The 16,285-nt window shown below is 47.4% G+C and carries 13 protein-coding genes, 1 tRNA gene and 3 pseudogenes; 9 read left to right on the forward strand and 8 right to left on the reverse strand.

Annotated elements, in window-relative coordinates; all coding sequences use genetic code 11:
* Positions 1–232: 232 nt before the first annotated feature.
* The 4 genes from purK to ppiB form a co-directional block, all read right to left on the reverse strand.
* Complete coding sequence (gene purK, locus HFD95_RS04065) at positions 233–1,297, reverse strand: 5-(carboxyamino)imidazole ribonucleotide synthase (protein WP_167429854.1); 1,065 nt, start codon at positions 1,295–1,297, stop codon at positions 233–235.
* On the reverse strand, positions 1,294–1,800 hold the full coding sequence (purE, locus tag HFD95_RS04070) for a 5-(carboxyamino)imidazole ribonucleotide mutase (protein ID WP_010259054.1): 507 nt from the start codon (positions 1,798–1,800) through the stop codon (positions 1,294–1,296). The genes purK and purE overlap by 4 nt, the downstream gene beginning before the upstream one ends.
* Before the next feature lie 131 nt (positions 1,801–1,931).
* A complete protein-coding gene (gene lpxH, locus HFD95_RS04075; protein WP_045140700.1) occupies positions 1,932–2,648 on the reverse strand; it encodes a UDP-2,3-diacylglucosamine diphosphatase in 717 nt (238 codons plus the stop codon).
* Positions 2,648–3,142, reverse strand: a complete 495-nt coding sequence (gene ppiB / locus HFD95_RS04080) for a peptidylprolyl isomerase B (RefSeq protein ID WP_010259052.1) — start codon at positions 3,140–3,142, stop codon at positions 2,648–2,650. The genes lpxH and ppiB overlap by 1 nt, the downstream gene beginning before the upstream one ends.
* 212 nt (positions 3,143–3,354) lie before the next feature.
* Between ppiB and cysS the strand changes: the two genes are divergently transcribed.
* Positions 3,355–4,740, forward strand: a complete 1,386-nt coding sequence (gene cysS / locus HFD95_RS04085; protein ID WP_010259051.1) for a cysteine--tRNA ligase — start codon at positions 3,355–3,357, stop codon at positions 4,738–4,740.
* Between the two features lie 33 nt (positions 4,741–4,773).
* Positions 4,774–5,880 (forward strand): AAA family ATPase, encoded by a 1,107-nt coding sequence (locus HFD95_RS04090; protein WP_167429855.1) that lies wholly within the window; start codon positions 4,774–4,776, stop codon positions 5,878–5,880.
* Positions 5,881–5,907: 27 nt separating this feature from the next.
* On the opposite strand, the gene ybcJ is transcribed toward HFD95_RS04090, so the two are convergent.
* Positions 5,908–6,120: a ribosome-associated protein YbcJ gene (ybcJ, locus tag HFD95_RS04095; protein WP_003849455.1), complete on the reverse strand. Its 213-nt coding sequence runs from the start codon at positions 6,118–6,120 to the stop codon at positions 5,908–5,910.
* Positions 6,121–6,987, reverse strand: a complete 867-nt coding sequence (folD, locus tag HFD95_RS04100) for a bifunctional methylenetetrahydrofolate dehydrogenase/methenyltetrahydrofolate cyclohydrolase FolD (protein ID WP_010671240.1) — start codon at positions 6,985–6,987, stop codon at positions 6,121–6,123.
* 173 nt (positions 6,988–7,160) lie between these two features.
* On the opposite strand from folD, the gene HFD95_RS04105 reads away from it, so the two are divergent.
* From HFD95_RS04105 to HFD95_RS04130, 6 genes and pseudogenes are all read left to right on the forward strand, one after another.
* Positions 7,161–7,664, forward strand: coding sequence for a DUF1198 family protein (locus tag HFD95_RS04105; protein WP_010259047.1), 504 nt, complete (start codon positions 7,161–7,163; stop codon positions 7,662–7,664).
* 94 nt (positions 7,665–7,758) lie between these two features.
* Positions 7,759–7,835: transfer RNA gene (locus HFD95_RS04110), tRNA-Arg, on the forward strand.
* Between the two features lie 195 nt (positions 7,836–8,030).
* A complete protein-coding gene (locus HFD95_RS04115) occupies positions 8,031–9,236 on the forward strand; it encodes an integrase arm-type DNA-binding domain-containing protein (RefSeq protein WP_167429856.1) in 1,206 nt (401 codons plus the stop codon).
* 28 nt (positions 9,237–9,264) lie between these two features.
* Positions 9,265–9,602, forward strand: a pseudogene (locus HFD95_RS22030) (integrase); the annotation flags it as partial.
* A 498-nt stretch (positions 9,603–10,100) separates the two neighbouring features.
* Positions 10,101–12,158, forward strand: a complete 2,058-nt coding sequence (locus tag HFD95_RS04125; RefSeq protein ID WP_167429857.1) for a hypothetical protein — start codon at positions 10,101–10,103, stop codon at positions 12,156–12,158.
* The gene (locus tag HFD95_RS04130; protein WP_167429858.1) at positions 12,145–13,431 is read left to right on the forward strand and encodes a hypothetical protein; all 1,287 of its coding nucleotides are present in this window, start codon (positions 12,145–12,147) and stop codon (positions 13,429–13,431) included. The genes HFD95_RS04125 and HFD95_RS04130 overlap by 14 nt, the downstream gene beginning before the upstream one ends.
* 71 nt (positions 13,432–13,502) lie before the next feature.
* Here the strand turns inward: HFD95_RS04130 and dndE are convergent.
* Both dndE and HFD95_RS04140 read right to left on the reverse strand, forming a co-directional pair.
* Positions 13,503–13,834: pseudogene (dndE, locus tag HFD95_RS04135) on the reverse strand (DNA sulfur modification protein DndE).
* A pseudogene (locus tag HFD95_RS04140) lies at positions 13,834–14,343 on the reverse strand (DNA sulfur modification protein DndD); the annotation flags it as partial. The pseudogenes HFD95_RS04140 and dndE, both read right to left, overlap by 1 nt.
* 292 nt (positions 14,344–14,635) lie before the next feature.
* Here HFD95_RS04140 and dptF point away from each other — a divergent pair.
* Positions 14,636–16,285 carry a DNA phosphorothioation-dependent restriction protein DptF gene (dptF, locus tag HFD95_RS04145; protein WP_167429859.1) on the forward strand — a complete coding sequence of 550 codons (1,650 nt, stop codon included), beginning with the start codon at positions 14,636–14,638 and terminating at the stop codon, positions 16,283–16,285.

Below are 16,285 nucleotides of genomic sequence, written 5' to 3' on the forward strand. Positions count from 1 at the left end.
TCAGGGAGCATACGCCCTCCGCAAAAACGCCATCCATGGCAGGCTCAGCGCGGGCGATTACGCTGCTCATCCCTGAGGTGCGCCCGTAGCCGGGCCAACGCTTTGCGTTGTTCAAAAACGCTCCCGGCGTTTTTAGCCGGGCGGCGCGATGCTTTGCTCCAGGCGTATGCTCCCATCGCATTAAGCTTCTGAGCTGCCTGGTAAAGCCATTTCCAGACTCAGGTGCGGAGGATTACAGTTTTTCAACCGCCCAGGCGATGCCGCTGGCGTACGCTTCCGGTAGCTGCGGCACCAGCGCATTAAGGGCAGCCCTGAGCCGTTCTGTATCGCTGTCGGTCAGATTCAGATGGCCCACTTTACGACCCGGACGCACCTCTTTGTCATACCAGTGCAGATGCACCAGCGGCTGCTGCAGCCAGCTCAGATTCACGTCGGTGCCAATCAGATTGACCATCGCCGACGGCGCAAACACCACCGGCTGCGGTAATGCCAGGCCAAGAATGGCGCGCAGATGCAGCTCAAACTGGCTGATCGACGCACCGTTCTGCGTCCAGTGCCCACTGTTATGGACGCGCGGCGCCAGCTCATTGATCAGCAATCCCTCTGGCGTAATGAAACACTCCATCGCCATTACGCCGACGTAATTCAGTTCCTGCATGATCGCACTCAGCATCGCTTCGGCCTGCTGCTGCTGTGCCTGATCCGCCTGCGGCAGCGCAACGCTGGTGCGCAGAATGCCATCCTGATGCAGGTTATGCGTCAGCGGATAGAACACCACCTGGCCATCGTGACCGCGCGCCCCCACCAGTGAGACTTCACCGGAAAAGTTGATGCCCTGCTCAACGATGCATTCGCCGTAGCACGCCTCCGGCAGGGTGTGAGTCTCATCAGCACGCAGACGCCACTGACCCCGGCCGTCGTAACCGCCGGTGCGGCTTTTCACAATCGCTAACTCGCCCAGCGAGTCGAACACCGCTGGCCATTCGCTTTTATCTGCCAGCAACTGCCACGGCGCGGTGGCCAGTCCCAGCTGATCCAGCAGCTGTTTCTGCGTCAGACGATCCGCCAGACGCGGAAAGATATCGCGGTTAACAAAGGCCGGATGGCTGGCCAGCTCACGCGTCAGCGCCGTCTCCGGCCAGCGTTCGATTTCGGCGGTGATCGCGCTGTCGGCGATAGGGAGCGCGGTAGGATCGGCGTCTAAGCCCACCGGATAAACCGCGATGCCCAGGGGTTCACCCGCCTGACGCAGCATACGACCTAACTGGCCGTTGCCCAGTACGCAAACCGGCTTCATGCATCCACCCGCGGATCGGGATGGTTCAGCACCTCATCGGTCTGGCTCTGACGCCAGGTGGTCAGGCGTAACGCCAGCGCACTGTCATGCAGCGCCAGAATCTGCGCCGCCAGCAGCGCGGCATTGGCTGCGCCCGCCTTGCCAATCGCCAGCGTACCGACCGGAATACCGCGCGGCATCTGCACAATCGAATAGAGGCTATCGACGCCGCTCAGTGCTGCGCTCTGCACCGGCACACCCAGCACTGGCACCAGCGTTTTTGCCGCCAGCATACCCGGCAGATGTGCCGCGCCACCTGCGCCAGCAATAATCACCTGAAGACCCTTGTCGGCTGCCGTTTCGGCGAAGCTGAACAGTTTATCCGGGGTGCGGTGCGCAGAGACCACTTCAACATCAAAAGGGACGTCCAGGCTGGAGAGGATTTCAGCGGCGAACTGCATGGTGGCCCAGTCACTTCTGGAACCCATAACAATGGCGATGCGGGCCGGGGCGTTGGATGACATGGGGTCAACTCCTGTGAATGAACAAACAGACCTGGCCGGGCGGACAGGTTTTGAAGGGCACCGAGAATAGCATGAGAAGCACGCAAGGAAAACGGTTGCGTCGGGCTTAAGGTCGTGGATTTAACCGCAGATTAAAAGTCGAAATGGATAAGCTGAATGCCACTGGCGTCGAGCTGGATCATGGAACCCCGGCTGTGCCAGGCACCCAGCACCGCGCGTTGCGCCGTTTCACCCTGCAGGCTCAGCGTATGAATCGCCGGGCGATGAGTGTGACCGTGGATTAACAGCGGCACCTGCTGGCGCAGCATAGTGGCGACGACCGCTTCCTGATTCACATCCATGATGGTCTGGGATTTATGCTGGTTGGCCTGTTTACTGTCGGCGCGCATCCGGGCGGCAATACGTTTACGTATCCACAACGGCAACGCGAGAAACAGCCGCTGGATCCAGGGATTATGCACTTTGGCCCGAAAACGCAGGTAACCCGCATCGTCGGTACAGAGCGTATCGCCGTGCATGATCAGCAACCGATGGCCGTAGAGCGTCAGCACCTGCTCTTCCGGCAGCAGCGTCATGCCGCAGGCCTGCGCGAAGCGTCGGCCAATCAGGAAGTCGCGATTGCCATGGATAAAGTAAACCGGAACCGGCAGGGCGCGCAGGGCGCGGGCAACCTGCTGATGCAGCGGATTGGGATCGTCGTCGCCAATCCAGGCTTCAAACAGATCGCCGAGAATATAGAGCGCGTCGCAGTGGGGCGCTTCGCTCTGTAAAAAATGCAGAAAACCGGCGGTAATCGCCGGTTCTTCCTGACACAGATGGAGATCTGCGATAAACAGCGTGCGCGACATTACTCGCTGACGGTCACTTTCTGGATAACGACGTCGTCTTTTGGCACATCCTGGTGCATGCCGCTGCGGCCGGTAGAGACCGCTTTGATCTTCTCGACCACATCCATACCTTCAACCACTTCAGCGAACACGCAGTAGCCCCAGCCCTGAACGCTTTCGTCACGGAAGTTCAGGAAGTCGTTGTCAGCTACGTTGATGAAAAACTGTGCGGTCGCAGAGTGCGGCGCAGAGGTACGTGCCATTGCCAGCGTACCTTTGGTGTTTTTCAGGCCATTACTGGCTTCGTTCTGAATTTCGGCTTTAGTTTCTTTCTGCTTCATGCCCGGCTCGAAGCCGCCGCCCTGAATCATAAAGCCGTTGATTACGCGGTGAAAAATGGTGTTGTCGTAAAAACCTTCACGGCAGTAATCCAGGAAGTTCTGTACGGTTGCCGGCGCTTTATCATCGAAAGTTTTGATTACGATATCGCCATGGTTCGTCTGGAAAGTTACCATTTTTGTCGTCCTGTAAAGGTTGTCATCAGTTGCTGAGGTCGCTCTGTCGATGGGCGTCCCCCTTTTTGTCGACCGTTCTTATATCATAATTTCCAATGACGCGTCAGCAGCGCGGCGCAGTTGGCTTGCTTTGCGTCGCGCGAGCGATAAAAATACGGCACAATGTCTGGATACTTAAAAGTGCCAACCACACGCGAAAACGGAACCGTTCAATGCTTAAGATTTATAACACCCTGAGTCGACAGAAAGAGGAATTCAAACCCATTCATGCCGGTAAAATCGGGATGTATGTTTGCGGCATCACGGTGTATGACCTCTGTCACATTGGTCATGGGCGGACGTTCGTGGCGTTTGACGTGGTGGCGCGCTACCTGCGTTACCTCGGTTATCAGCTTAATTATGTACGTAACATCACCGACATTGATGACAAAATCATCAGGCGCGCCAACGAAAACGGCGAGAGCATCGAAACCCTGACTAACCGCATGATTGGCGAGATGCACAACGACTTCGCCGCGCTGGGGATTCTGCCGCCCGATGAGGAGCCGCGCGCTACCCGTCACATCGCTGAGATTATCGAACTGGTGGAGACGCTGATCGCTCGCGGTCACGCTTATGTGGCGGACAATGGCGACGTGATGTTCGATGTGCTTAGCGACACCGATTACGGCGCGCTGTCGCGTCAGGATCTGGAGCAGTTGCAGGCGGGCGCGCGTGTTGAAGTCGCCGACGTGAAGCGCAACCCGATGGACTTCGTGCTGTGGAAAATGTCCAAAGCGGATGAGCCAGCCTGGTCATCGCCGTGGGGCAACGGTCGTCCCGGCTGGCACATCGAGTGCTCGGCAATGAACTGCAAACAGCTGGGCACCCATTTCGATATCCACGGGGGCGGCTCCGATCTGATGTTCCCGCACCATGAAAACGAAATCGCCCAGTCGAGCTGCGCTCATGACGGTCCTTACGTCAACTACTGGATGCACTCCGGCATGGTGATGGTTGATCGCGAGAAGATGTCCAAATCGCTCGGTAACTTCTTCACCGTGCGTGACGTGCTGCAACATTATGATGCGGAGACGGTGCGTTACTTCCTGATGTCCGGTCACTATCGCAGCCAGCTTAACTACGGCGAAGATAACCTGAATCAGGCGCGTGCGGCGCTGGAGCGTCTCTATACGGCACTGCGTCACACCGACAGCAGCGTGCCTGCCCACGGCGGCGAAGCGTTTGAAGCGCGGTTCCGCAGCGCGATGGATGATGATTTCAACACCCCGGAAGCCTATTCGGTGCTGTTCGACATGGCGCGTGAAGTGAACCGCCTGAAAAGTGAAGATGGCGCTTCAGCGCACGGGCTGGCGTCGAAGCTGCGCGAGATGGCCAACGTGCTGGGCATTCTGCAGCAGGACCCTGAGCTGTTCCTGCAAAGCGGCGCGCAGGTCAATGACGAAGAGGTTGCCGAGATTGAGCACTGGGTGAAAGCCCGTGCCGATGCGCGTGCCGCCAAAGCCTGGGCGGAAGCGGACATCGCGCGCGACAAGCTTAACGCGCTGGGTGTCATCGTCGAGGATGGGCCGCAGGGCTCCAGCTGGCGTCGAAAATAAACCGGAGAGGGCGAGCAATCGCCCTTTTTTATTATGGCGATTGAACAGATTCAGATCCGCGGCTTCCGCTCGATACGTAACCTGACGCTGTCGCTGCAGCAGCTGAATGTGGTGAGCGGTCCCAACGGCTGCGGTAAATCCAACCTCTACAAAGCGGTGCGGCTGCTGCATGAGGCGGCCAGCGGTCGCCTGGCACTGGCGCTGGCTGAAGAAGGCGGCATTCAGAAAGCGATGTGGGCGGGCGGCTTACGCCGGGGCGATCGCCGACACGATCCAAAGCGGCTGGAGCTGGCCGTGGTGATGGATGACATGGATTACCAGCTGGAGATTGGCTTTCCCGAGCCGCTGGTGACCAGCCTGTTTAATCTCGATCCGCTGGTGAAGCAGGAGCGACTCTGGCTGAGCGGTCAGCAGCGCCGTCCTTCCGCCTGTATTATGCAGCGCGAAAATCAGACCGCCTTTCTGCACAACGTTGAGGGCGAGCGCGTCGCCTATCCGGCGGTGCTGCATCCCGAAGAGTCGCTGTTTGGTCAGCTTGGCGAACCCCATCGCTATCCGGAGCTTTCGCAGTTGCGCGAACGTCTGCAGCAGTGGCGCTTCTACCATGAGTTCGCCGTCTGGCCTGGCTCACCGATACGGGCACCGCAGATTGGCGTGCGTGCGCCGGTGCTGAGCCATGATGGCAGTAATCTGGCGGCGGCCTGGGCGACCATTGTTGAGCGCGGTCATTCCGAACTCCTGTCTGAGGTGATGGAACAGGCTTTTCCCGACAGCCAGTTTGATGTCGATGTGCAGAATGGCCGTTTCCAGATGCTGATGTCGCGCCAGGGCATTCTGCGTTCGCTGGAGAGCGCCGAGTTTTCTGATGGCACGCTGCGGTTTCTCTGTCTGGTTGTCGCACTGCTCAGCCCGCGTCCGCCGGCCTTTATGGCACTGAATGAGCCGGAAAACAGCCTGCATGAAGATCTGTTGCCTGCGCTGGCGCGCTTAATCGCCGAAGCCAGCGAGTTCAGTCAGCTCTGGATCACCAGCCATTCACCCCGGCTCGCGACGTTGATAGCGCAGCATACGGCGGTGAATCATATTGCACTGGAACAGCGGGAAGGGGAGACGTGCGTGAAGGGAGATGAGCGGGTGTAACAGCGTCCCCGCAGGGACGCCCGGAAATCACTCGACCACAGTAATGCGGAAACCCGCGAATTCTACGGTCTGACCGGCTACGATTTTGCAGCGCTTGCGGGTTTCTACCGCACCGTTGACCTTCACTTCACCCTCGGCAATCACGACTTTCGCCTGTGCGCCGCTCTGAACCCAGCCTTCCAGTTTCAGCAGGTCACACAGATCGACGTGCGGGAATTTACCCAGTGAAAAACTTGTCATTTAAACCACCTCTTTATCATGAAACTCTTCGCACGCCTGCAGCGTGTTTTGAATCAGTGTAGCTACTGTCATCGGGCCAACACCGCCCGGCACCGGAGTGATGTAGGAAGCGCGCTCGGATGCACTATCAAAATCAACATCGCCCACCACTTTGCCGCTCTCCAGCCGGTTAATGCCCACGTCGATGACGATGGCGCCCGGTTTGATCCAGTCACCCGGAATAAACCCTGGCTTACCCACTGCAACGACCAGCAGATCGGCATGCTCAACGTGATGGCGCAGATCTTTGGTAAAGCGATGAGTGACGGTCGTGGTGCAGCCCGCCAGCAGCAGTTCCATACTCATCGGACGACCAACAATGTTGGATGCGCCAACCACCACGGCATTCAGGCCGTAGGTGTCAATGTTGTAGCGCTCCAGCAGCGTCACGATACCGCGTGGCGTGCAGGGACGCAGGGTTGGCGCACGCTGACAGAGGCGACCGACGTTATAAGGGTGGAATCCATCGACATCTTTATCAGGCGTGATGCGCTCCAGCACTTTGACGTTATCAATGCCGGCTGGCAGTGGCAGCTGCACCAGGATGCCATCGATTTCGTCGTCCTGATTGAGCGCATCAATCAGCTCCAGCAGCTCAGCTTCGCGGGTTGTGGCAGGCAGATCGTAAGAGCGGGAGTGGAAACCGACCTCTTCACAGGCGCGGCGTTTGCTGGCCACGTAGATCTGCGATGCCGGGTTTTCACCCACCAGAACCACTGCCAGACCTGGCGCGCGTTTTCCGGCGGCCAGGCGCTGCTTCACTTTTTCCGCAACCTCAACGCGCACCTGCTGCGCAATCGTTTTACCGTCAATAATTTTTGCTGCCATCAGAGAGGAAATCCACTGTGTTGTGTTGAATCGGGGAAGGGGGGTATTTTGTCAGAAGCGCGGCGCGCTGTCAGTTACAGTTTCAGCCGCGTATGTGCTTTCCGGCTTTTTCGTCGCGACGAGTGCCAGCCTGCATGCGTATGATATCTGCAGGACAATCCGGGGACGATGTAATGATTTGGATAATACTTGCTACTCTGGCGGTGGTGTTTGTCGCTGGATTTCAGCTGCTCACCGCTGGCTCACGCCATGCCGCTCAGCGGCTCAGCAAACGGCTGCAGCTGCCACCGGTACAGGTGGAATCAATGATCTCAATGATGGGGAAAGAGGCGGCGAAAGAGTTTACCGACTATCTCAGCAAGGATAATGAAACGCATCTGCATAATGGCGCAGCGGTACTGCTGATCTGGCAGGTGTTCATTGTTGACGGCAGCGAGGAGAACAGCCAGCGCTGGCATGCGATTCTCAGTCGTGCCGGTTTTCCACCGCTTATTAGCCGCCAGCAGCTGCTGCTCGCGCTGGGCTTTCTGCGCCAGCTGGAACCGGACATCCAGGCGCTGCATGCACTTCGTGAGCAATACAATGCGCGTTTTACAACACAAGGGATTGAGCTGGAAGGAGAATTTACCGACAATAGTAAACTCGTGTCGCTCAGCGAATGGCGCAGGCGTCACTGACGCCAATTGGTCATTACCGCAGCACTTCGCTGCGGAGAAACGGCAAAAACGTTGACGTACCCGCTTCCCGACGTATAATCCGTGCCATCTCCATGCGCCCTTAGCTCAGTTGGATAGAGCACCGGCCTTCTAAGCCGTAGGTCACAGGTTCGAATCCTGTAGGGCGTACCAAATTCAAATCAAGAGACGTCAACCGACGTCTTTTTTTATGCCTGAAATTCAGTAAATTAGCGCTATATCAGGTATTCAGATTCAACCCAAGTCTATCGACATAAACCCACATCAAGTAATCTTTGTTGGTATATGTGTTGGTACAGCCCCGTTCAATGACTTTTTGTACCAACATCCAGTGATGGAGAGTAGCTAATGGCGCTAACAGATGTAAAAGTCAGAAGTGCGAAGCCTACCGATAAGGCTTTCAAACTTACAGATGGAGAAGGGATGCATTTGATGGTGCATCCGAACGGTTCGAAATACTGGCGCTTGCAGTATCGCTTTGATGGCAAACAGAAAACATTGGCGCTAGGTGTTTATCCTGAGATCTCACTTTCCGAAGCCAGACAACGTCGTGATGAAGCTAAGAGGAAGATTGCTAACGGCATCGATCCGAGCGAGCAGAAAAAGGTTGATAAGCAAACTCGTAAGATTGCGATTGAGAATAACTTCAAAGCGCTTGCTCTTGAATGGCATGAGTACAAACGTCCAGGATGGTCAAAGGGTTATGCCGATGACCTAATGGAAGCGTTGGAGAATGACATCTTTCCAGATCTTGGCAAACGTCCCATCGCTGAAATCAAACCGCTGGAGATGCTGACGACGCTGCGTAAGTTAGAGAAGCGAGGCGTGTTGGATAAACTGCGTAAGATCCGGCAAGCCTGCAAGCAGGTGTTTACCTATGCCATCGTGACGGGCAGGGCGGAGATAAATCCAGTCGCCGATCTAGCTAGTGCGTTAGCTACCCCAAAACCTCAACATTTCCCACATTTACTCGCTGATGAGTTGCCTGAGTTCTTGCAGGCGTTAGAAGGCTATTCGGGCAGCCCAATTACTCGTCTTGCAACGCGTATTCTGATGCTAACCGGTGTGCGCACCATTGAGTTACGCCTAGCTGAGTGGAAGGAGTTCGACCTTGATAAAGCGATTTGGGAATTGCCAAAAGAACGCATGAAGATGCGGCGGCCACATATGGTGCCGTTATCAACTCAGGTAGTTGAGGCATTGCGCGAGATCCAAGCGGTTACAGGGCGTTATTCGTTGGTATTTCCGGGGCGCAATGACATCACCAAGCCAATGAGTGAAGCGAGTATTAACCAAGTATTGAAGCGAATTGGATATCACGGGAAGGCAACTGGGCATGGATTCCGACACACGATGAGTACCATTTTGCATGAGCAGGGATATAACACGGCATGGATTGAGTTGCAGTTGGCGCACGTGGACAAGAACACCATCCGCGGGACTTATAACCATGCGCAGTATCTTGAGCAGAGAAGGGAGATGCTGCAGTGGTATGGGGGTTTTGTGGATGGTTTAGGAAAGATAAATGGTATTGAGCTTCGTAAGATCGTTTGAATAAAAAGTGTCAATTCGCGTCTGGTCTTATGAGCCGATTTTTATTGGCAATCCCGGTCCGCGTAAGCCCATGAGTGGAAATACGGTAAACAGTGCGTTAAGAATGATGGGTTGTAACATGAAAACTGAAGTCAGAGGGCAAGATTCAGGACGATGGATTGTAATTCACTGATTGAGCAAGGATTGTGGTCGGGGGATAATGTGGCGCGGTAGATGAGCCATCAGGAACGTAGCTCTGTGCGGACAGCCTACATCCACAAGGCGGAGCATCTAGGGGAGCGCAGGTTAATGCTGCTGTGGTGGGCAGATTACCTGGGTGCTAATCGGGGAGGGACTATTAATCCATATGGGTTTTCCAATATCTGATACTTGAGTAGTTAATTTTAACATTAGAGTTATTAATTCCATTTTGTAGATTGAAATGAGAATAGATAATAATTGAAAGCAAATGTACTTGTGTTAATTGTCATCTGGCTTATTGGTTATAGAATTGGATGTTTTTTAAATGTAAGATAAATGCAGCCTTCACTTATACCCATCATTAATTAGGGGGTGATATAAAAGCATCAAGAGATTTTTTACTTATTGAGTTTTATGGGCATTACGATATTGTTAATTTAATGCTCCGCACTAATTTATAATTATATACAACAGAAGTATCATGATGGAAACGCACAATGCCTATGGGTGTATTTTTTTTATTCATGAGAGTATGCTTTTATGTTGACATTTTTATTTTTTTTGGTTAAATACTCTGTAATCTAGTTTGAATTCAGTAGCGCGCTTGCATATGGTTTTCAGATGTTATTGCTTTATGCCACTTAGCACTGGAAGCTATTATGACAATGATTAAGGAGGCATGTAATGACCAGAGACTATCGACAGGTAAATAAAGCAAACTACAATTTCAGTAGTTCAGGTGCTATAGGGTATTTTGCACCTAATAGTTCACAACCTCTTGAATTCATAATGACTTCAATAAAAATAGATGACATAATCAATTTGTCATTTGCCAGAGATATACAGGAAAATAAAAAAGATTTTGATGCGTTGATTCAAAGGGATATTGATGAAGACAGGGCTAGAAAAGAAATTTGTAATTATCTCGCCCCTGAGAATGATGAAATTAAAGGTGTTGTATTTCTACCACCTTTAATTGTTTCTATTATTGAAGTTGATGATGATAATAAGATACAAAGTTATTATCCTGACATGGTTATACAGAAAGAAAATGACCCATTTGGTGGTACAATCACTCGGGAGTGGGAAGGGCTGTTTAAGGTAAAGAATTATATTGATGCAGTAAATGGTGCTGAGTTTAATATTGATGGTCCTGAAAAGATAGATTTAAAAAATGCCACGCTGGATGTATTTAGACCATCTTCTGGAAAGGGAGGACGATTGGTCGTTATTGATGGTCAGCATAGATTATTTGCGCTTGAACATTTAAGGAGGTTTGAGAAAAAACGTGTCAGTAACGTATCAATTCCAGTTTGCATTATTTACTCTCCTCTATCGACATTGGAAAATAAAATAGAAAATCAAGATATTTTAGATGTACCAAGCGTCTTGAGGAAACTTTTTGTTGATATAAATTCAACGGTTGAAAAGGTTAGTGGGCATTACCTGACCTTATTATCAGATGATAACTTAGGCTCTATAATTTGTAGAGAGTTTTGCGCATCGATACTTCATGATGATAAGTACGAGGAAATTGGTTTAGCAGTAATCGAGTGGAATACAAAAAACCATAAAGAATCGAAGACAATATCAAGAAAACATTCGATAACTAGTATTGGTGTTATTTACTCAGTTTTAGAAGAATATTTTTCAAGAAATAAAAATGCTTTATCCAATTTGTTCAAATTTCTATCCATCAAAGACGCTCCGGTATTTAATAGTGAGAGTGATTCAAATGACCATGGTGTATCAAGTGAATTTCCATGGAGAGATTTTCAATCGATACCTAAAAGCTGGTTGAAAGGAAAAATCAATGAATCTCTTGTCGATGGTTTGAAACGTATCTTTTTTGAACCTAAAGCTTACCAGGTTTCTTATGAGCTATTCAAAACTTTAGTTCAGGATAAAACAAGAGAAATAAAAGAGAGGAGAGATATTTATTCTGAGTGCTCCTCGCATTTAGAAAACTATTTTGTAAAAAACATACCTATCCCAAAAGGCGTAGAAATAGAAAGTAAATGTAAATTGCATTTGTCTGGGTTAATTGAATGGTTCACTCTTGAAAGAGAGTTAAAAACTAATAGAATTTATTTTTTATCCGTTTTTCAAAAGGCATATATAACAGCATACTTGGAATTGAGCCAATTATTTATTGATTCAGGTATAGTCGAGAAAAAAAGGACTGATATGTATATTTATTTAGCAGACAAATGCATGGATAAAGAACGTGACATGTTCAACTCTTCACTATTCTATATGCAAAGTACCATTTTTGATGGTGCTCGCATTAAAACAAATAAGTCAGCAGTCAACCAGCTTAAAAGATTAATACTAAGTTTGCTTGGTGACTCAAACATAATTGGAGAGATGAAGGATATGTTCGCTATCTCAACCGAGCTTTGTTCGGAGTTAAATAAAATTGGTAAAGAACATGGAAGTGCATTCTTTTCTCAAATGAAAAGCGACAAAGAAAAATCCTTTGCTAAAGGATATAAGCATAGCTTTAATATAACTGCCGATAACAAGAGAAAGTTAAATGATGCAGAAAATGCAAGGTTTTCTGAAATTCTTTCAACTACTGATGCAGAGACTAAGTTAGAAGCCAATGTCCGATTTGAGGAGTTAGTTAGAAGCCTTGTTAAAGATGAAATTTTGCTAAGTGCAAAAGCTTTAATTGCAAAACTAGGATTTGATGACTTTTTCTACTTGAATTATGAAGATGAGTCCGATGAACAAGAATGACAGAGTTGATTATCTAATTGACCTTAGAGTCAATCCTGTAGATGTAGAATCAGCAGCAATAATTGCTGCTGACTCATCTGTTATTTTTCTTGTGGGTAATAAAAGTGATGCGCAAAAATATTTAGAAGTATGTCCTGGTGGTTTTGATATCAATTTTTTTGTTTCAAGAAAAATTTCTGTAGAAGATATATTTGGTATTTTGAGTTTTCATTTTGACATGACAAAATGTCAAATAGGAATAATTGATGAAAATTTAAACTTGTTATCTAAAATAGCAGTTAGAAAATATCACATAGATAGTTTTGTGTTAGAGGAAAAAAATGGATCAAATGATTTGTTCTATCAATGTTCATTATCTAAGCATGCTACTCTCATTAGAGATTCATTTGATGATTTAGTTTTAAAAAAATTTGCTTTTGATGTTATTGTAGCTATCGAGAATATCAGTATAAGAGAATTGGATGTATTTTGTGGTAGTTCTGGTTTAACCGATGCGGATATAGACAATTTTAGGTTAGATAGTTATAAAGACTCACTGAAACTTAGAGAGCTATCGGAACTCATAAGTTTTTATAATAGTGTCATTTACGATATGAATGTTCCAAAGTATGTGAGGAATTTATCGGTAAATCGTAAAGATAAAATAAAAACAATGTTAGATTCATTTTATGACAGCAATGGTAACCTAAGTACTTATGCCGGTTTCCCTGTTATCTATAAATATTTATCAGCATACTTGATTGTATGCGCTAAATATAAAGCTTATTTTAATATGTTTTCTTCATCTTTTTTATTTCTATTTCGTTCATTAGATTGGGCTTGTGACGGATTGCTTATTATGGAAGGGGTCGGTAATATAGAACCATATTCTGGTCGGAACGATGAGTTTGTTATTATTGATAAGGCAAGCGCAAATAATAACAAGGTGAAGCCATTGGGTTTTAAAAAGAAATGGGATGCCTTAAAACTTGAATCAACAATAATCAGTGTGCCTCAATCCTATAAAAATAAAATTGATGAATATATCAAAGTTAGAAACAAGCATTTGATGACTCATGGATTGCTGAAAATGAATAGGACGTATTTCAATGATTTCAAAAATACTCTCATGACACTTTATTCTGAGGTCGACATTAAAACCAATGCTTTAGTTAATGGTTTTTCTTTTTTAAATGTTAGTAATGCAGTTGAGGAAATATTTTCTCTAAATTACTCTGATTTTTTATTTGATACTATCCAAAAAGAGTTTGGCCTTGAGTTAATAAAACCTTGAGTGCTAAGGCACTAAAGATTTATTAATTGACTAAAAAATTGTTTTGTGGGGATATTACTTATAGTGCCAAGTTAAAGTCTGTTATAATTTCTTAGCGCAGCTATCCCATCCTCAACATGTGATGCCCATGCTTTCATGAGCATCTTTTGTTCTAGCTAAGGATACAGCATTTTAGTATTAGTTCAGTAACTTGCCAAGCATCGCCCAACCAAGTGATCTTATCCAAAATTAATTTTCCGTTTATTTTTTTTGTATTTTGTTCATGTGAATAGCGGAATCCACTTTCAACAGAACGAAAAAATGCAAGGCGAGCAGAAATATTTAGTGTAAGGCCAGTGTAGGTCTTCAATTTTTTAATCTGATCTTCAGCTTGACGACTTAGCAACATTCTATTTGGGAGAATCAAATTATCTCCTTATTTGGCTCCCGGAAATAACTAGGCTTGAGTGAGGATGATTTGGTATTTGCATCAAAAACGATCTCATAAGAATGTGATATTTCGTTCTTTAACTGATTTGCAAAATAACGTTGTTCAACCTCACTATCAGTTGACAGCAATACAACTTGATGGCTAGCAAATGGAAAGTAATTATTGATTAATTTATCCCTGTGTTGTGAATCCAAACTCCCCAGAGGTGTATCAATAATGACTGGAAAATCACGGCCAGATTTTTTTGCTAGAGCTTAAAGAATGGCGATCGCATAAATTTTTTTTTTCACCCTCAGAAAGTAGTTTACGGTTAATCACAGAACCATTTTCATCAATTAGCTCAACAGCAAACATTTGTATATTAATGTGAGAATTAAGTTGTAAACGATCTTTACGAGCCAGCTTGTGATAGGCTATTTCAGTTTCTTCACTCGAGCTTGTGTTAATACATCGCTGTGACAATCGAGAAAATTAATGGTTTTGACCTGCCCCCAGGATTAGATACAACCTTCAGTTAGTAATGTCGGTTGGTTGACCCTGACCCCGAATAGGATCCATGTATAATCAGGAATAACCGGCTTTAACGTATATCTACCAACACATGTTGGTGCTGATGATTGTATTTTCGGTTAGATAATGCATGTACCAACAGGGAGGGGATAGGAAAATATACAATGTTGAAATTGCACGTAATGAATACGTTAAAGAACTTATAGATATCAGTAGGTAGCTTTTATAGAATAGGTGTATTCCTACTTTAGAGAACATGAAGTTATGAGCGCAATCACATTACGTAAAGCGTTGGGTGTACTTGCGAAGTCATCTTCGTTTTCCGTCACCACCGTGACACACCGCCAGAAGGATGAGTTCGATCAGTTGAAGGAACAACTCTTTGTTAAACAAGAGATTGAAACCGAATTGCAACGCTATCTTGATGTTGCTAAACCCGGCGAAATCATTTTTTTGTGCGGTAGTAGCGGGGACGGAAAGTCCGAAATTTTAACCCGCTGTCAGTCAGATCCGCGTTATCAGCGGCGATTTAGTTTCCATCTGGATGCCACTCATAGCTTTGCCCCTCGACAATCAGCCATTGACGCTTTGAATGAGCTATTTGCTTATCATCATCAGCAGTCATCTCCATTGCTCATTGGCATCAACACCGGAATGCTCGCTAACTTTGCTCGAGAAGGCGCTGAATGCCACAAGATGATCCGGTCTGCAATTGACTCATTTTTATCCGGGCAGCAGGATGCAAGCCGTCCTTACCGTAACGAGAATTGTTCTTTTTTTGATTTTGAACATTACCCTAAATTCCAGTTTGACGAAAAAAAACAATATTCATCATTTATTAAGTCCTTATTAGATAATTTAACTCGTGATGATGATAATAATTTCTTTCAGTTTATTTTTCGGCGCGAGGAATCAATTAACCCAGATCTACAAGAGGTTGCAAACTTTAAATTGCTTTGCATGTCTGGCGTGCAGAATGTATTAATTACACAGCTCTTTAAAGCGCGGTTGATTAAAGACCAGTTTGTAACGACCCGAACGCTGCTGGACTTTCTGCATCATCTGTTGATGGGGCCTGGCTACTTATTTGATAACCTGTTCATCGGTGCAGAAAATGATTTGATTAAAAAAGTTTCTGATTTTGATCCCGCCAGATTGCACACCTATGAACTTGATCAATTTGTTTTGCGCTATGAACTGGGACTGGTTGACTCCGAACTCGATGATTTTTTAGCCGCACTTGAGCCGTTGCACATTAAGTTTGATCGCCAGAGCGTTAAGCCCGGTGACGCAACCTCCTTGATCCGTCTTTTCTGGCTATTGCAGCACGAGTCGTTGGGTAATGATTATCATCGGAGATTTTCCGCGTTCTTTAACGAATCATTGTTTGAGCGTTACTCAGAAATCTGGCATTTGCATAGAAATTACACAGCAGATCCGGAGCAAAAAAGATCACTGAATCGTTTCTATGCTTTTGAGCTTATCGCGGGTATCCAGCACTATGCCAACCGCAAAGCACCTGAATTAAGTATGCAAAAAGAAGAGTTCTTTTTGGGTGAGTTTGGTGGAATAAAAATAACCGCACCGGTAGAGGTGAAGCCTGATTGGGATGCTATCCGTAATAAACATACGGCACATCAAACTGGCTTCGATGTCTATTTAAAGGTGGGGCAAAATCCACTGCCGCATATCCATATCGGGCTTAATTTGTTCGAATTATTGGACAAGTTGAATAATGGCTATCGTCCGAATAAATACGATAAAAATGCCATCGTGTTACTGGATGAAATTGTAGAGTTGATCGCGGAGCAGGCTAAATCCAGCAGCGAAATCAAATTTTATGATGGCAGACAACGGGTTTATCGTGCAAAGGCGGATGACGATATGATCACTATTAGCAGTATGGAGGTTTAG

The organism is Pantoea sp. EKM10T (genome assembly GCF_011800685.1).
GTDB lineage: Bacteria > Pseudomonadota > Gammaproteobacteria > Enterobacterales > Enterobacteriaceae > Pantoea > Pantoea agglomerans.